The organism is Megasphaera sp. UBA4382, assembly GCF_002391155.1.
GTDB classification, from domain to species: domain Bacteria; phylum Bacillota; class Negativicutes; order Veillonellales; family Megasphaeraceae; genus Megasphaera; species Megasphaera hexanoica.
This window is the reverse complement of record NZ_DGRS01000026.1, coordinates 1-2,838: the sequence shown is the minus strand read 5'-3', so window position 1 is coordinate 2,838 and position 2,838 is coordinate 1. Positions and strand designations below refer to the sequence as shown.

Here is a 2,838-nt window from a genome sequence, read left to right as displayed (position 1 = left end):
CTATAGACGGGGGTACGTTCACTAGACAAAATAAGGTTTCATCGAAATATACCGTCCCCATACTAAACAGACAAGGCTTATCGCATGAAACAGTTGCTATCATGCGGTAAGCCTCGTTTGCTTTTCCCGGTTACCGGCTGAAGAACAGGGTCATCAGTTTTTGCAGGGCTTCCTGGTCTGCTGCTCCCATGGTTTCCCGGGCAGAGTGCATGGCCAAAAGTGGCAGTCCGATGTCCATGGTGCGCATGGGCATGTTGGCCGACAGGAGAGATCCCAGGGTAGAGCCGCCGCGCATGTCCGAGCGGTTCAGGAAAAACTGACAGGGGATATCTTGGCTTTCGCAGAGGCTGCGGGCGATGGCAATCGCCTCGGCATCGCCGGCATAGGTCTGGCTGCAGGCTATTTTCAGGACCGGACCGCCGTTGAGGACGGGGAGGTTGGTGGGATCGGTTTTATCGGGATAGTTGGGGTGGTACGCGTGGGCGGCATCGAGGGAGAAGACGTATCCGCCGCTCATATCGGCCCATAATTCCGATTCCGTATATCCGAGTCCGGTGTATATCCGCTGCAGGATCTGAGGGCAGACGAGTGATGCGGCCCCCTGCTTGCTGCGGCTGCCGACTTCCTCATTGTCAAAGAGGGCGATGAGATTGATTCCATCCGTACTGGTGCCATGGATCAGGCCCATGAGGCAGGCATATACCGATGTCTGGTTATCCAGGCGGGAGGCGGAAATGAATTCATTATTCCGCCCCAAGAGACAAGGCGGTTCTGTCGGATACACCGTCAATTCGTACGACAGGATATCGGCTGCCTGCAGGGAAAATTCGTCTGCCAGAAATTGCAGGAAAACGGACCGGTCATCGCCGGAAGAATCCCGGTCAGTCAGGGTGAACAAGGGGAGCATGTCTTTCTGGGGATTCAGTTTTTCCCCTTCATTTACCGTGGGATTCATATGGATTGCCAGGTGAGGAATCGTAAGGAGAGGGCGGCGGGCATCGACATAGCGCACATCCGGATGATAGGCGTCGTCACTGCGGAGCACGATTTTACCGGCCAGAGACAGCGGGCGGTCCAGCCAGGTGTTTCGGATCATGCCGCCATATACTTCGACATTGAGTTTCCCGTACTGCTGTGTCTGAATCGCCGCATGGGGCTTGATGCGCAGACAGGGGAAATCCGTATGGGCCGTGGCGATGTGCAGGTGACTACGCGGCTTCCTGCCGATGCGGAATGCCAGGAGCGTCGAACCGAATACGCGGGTATAGTATGCCTTTCCCGGCGTCAGTGACCACGTATGAGATAAGGAAAGAGGCGTAAATCCTTTTTCTTCCAGCAGGGAAATACCTGCTTTAACCGAGTGGAAGGGGGATACGGCCTTTTCCAGAAAATCAAATAATCCTGCTTGTACACGATTCATAGAACAAACCTCCGTTTCTTAATTATCTCAGATACCCTCGCCGGGGTGGGTCCCCGGCAGCCAGTTTTGGATGGTGAGGCATTCCCGGATGATGTGGGTCATGGATGGCGTGAGAAATTTATCTTTATGGTAGACAATTTGGAAGATACGCTGAAATGAAAGGCCCGGCAGGGGAAGTTCACATAGAAGTCCCTCTTCGATTTCCCGTTGTACCAGGCGGCGCGAGAGAAAGGCTGTCCCCAGATTGGCTATGACGGCTTTTTTGATGGCTTCGGAATTATTGTAGACGCCGCAGACATGATAGGGAATGGCGTGATCGTCCATGATGCGGGCAAACAATTCCCGTGTGCCGCTGCCAGACTCTCTCAGAAATACAGGGATATGGTCCAGATCGTGGCACTGGCGGATTTCCTTCCGGCTCCAGGGATTTTGAGGAGCGGCAATGGCCGTCAGTTCGTCTGTCAGGAATGGAAGGGCCGTGAGGTAAGGAGATGTCAGGCGGCCTTCGATGAGAGCCAGGTCCAGTTTATCTTCCATAAGCCGTTGTTCCAGTTCTTTGGTGTTGTGGATTTCTGAGAGGATTTCCTGCCCGGGCAGCCGTACGTGTTCGTGCTGCAGTAATTCGACCAACAGGACTTCCCCTATGGTAATGCTGGCACCCAGACGTATGGGAATCTGATTTTGCAGGGATTTCATCCCCGTTTCTGCTTTTTCGATGAGGGATGTAATCTGGTAGGCATATTGCAAGAGGTGCTGGCCGGCAGCAGTCACGAAGATACGCCGGCCCAGACGATGGAACAGCAACAGCCCATAGTGATCTTCCAGTTCATGGATGGCCTGGGTAATGGATGGCTGGCTGATGTGCAGCTGCCGGGCAGCGTGGGTCATATTCATGGTTTCGCAGACGGCGATAAATATTTGTAAGTGGCGGATAGTCATGAGATTACCTCTGTTAGTATAAGTATTTACTTATGGTATATATTATATATCGGTATTTTTCATATGAAAAGAGGCGCGGTATACTTATTCCATCGCAACGAGAAATAGAGGAGTGGACAAAAATGAGTAACATGAAATTTGTGGAATGGCATCGCGCCTCTGTCGGGGTCATCCTGACACTGGCTTGTTCCCTGGCAGGCTGGCAGCTGGCAAAGCTGCCGGGGTTTTCCCTGATTGGCCATCTTGTGCTGGCTCTGCTTCTGGGTATGGCGTTTCAGCTCTTCCGTACGCTGACCCTGACGGCCCGGGAAAGCACGGGATTCATTGCCAATAAATTTTTACGGGCCGGTATTATCCTGCTGGGATTCAAACTGAATCTGGTCATCCTGATGACGTCGGGGCTGCACAGTCTGGAAGCGGCTGTCGTCGTCGTTGCGGTGATGATCCTCATCAATTATGGCATGGCGCGGTTATTCCGG

The 2,838-nt window shown here is 53.1% G+C and carries 3 protein-coding genes; 1 reads left to right on the top strand and 2 read right to left on the bottom strand.

Features of this window, described 5'->3' with window-relative positions; genetic code table 11:
* Positions 1–130: 130 nt before the first annotated feature.
* Together B4H10_RS02905 and B4H10_RS02900 are read right to left on the bottom strand one after the other, a co-directional pair.
* Complete coding sequence (locus B4H10_RS02905) at positions 131–1,420, bottom strand: M18 family aminopeptidase (protein ID WP_075582199.1); 1,290 nt, start codon at positions 1,418–1,420, stop codon at positions 131–133.
* A 27-nt stretch (positions 1,421–1,447) separates the two neighbouring features.
* Positions 1,448–2,359, bottom strand: a complete 912-nt coding sequence (locus B4H10_RS02900; RefSeq protein WP_059077135.1) for a LysR family transcriptional regulator — start codon at positions 2,357–2,359, stop codon at positions 1,448–1,450.
* Between the two features lie 122 nt (positions 2,360–2,481).
* Here B4H10_RS02900 and B4H10_RS02895 point away from each other — a divergent pair.
* The coding region (locus B4H10_RS02895; RefSeq protein ID WP_292018134.1) for a putative sulfate exporter family transporter at positions 2,482–2,838 on the top strand (357 nt) is incomplete at its 3' end.

What these genes read in the sequence shown, in the direction of transcription:
- B4H10_RS02905 (WP_075582199.1), bottom strand. Translation starts at nt 1,420, where the DNA reads ATGAATCGTGTACAAGCAGGATTATTTGATTTTCTGGAAAAGGCCGTA.
- B4H10_RS02900 (WP_059077135.1), bottom strand. Translation starts at nt 2,359, where the DNA reads ATGACTATCCGCCACTTACAAATATTTATCGCCGTCTGCGAAACCATG.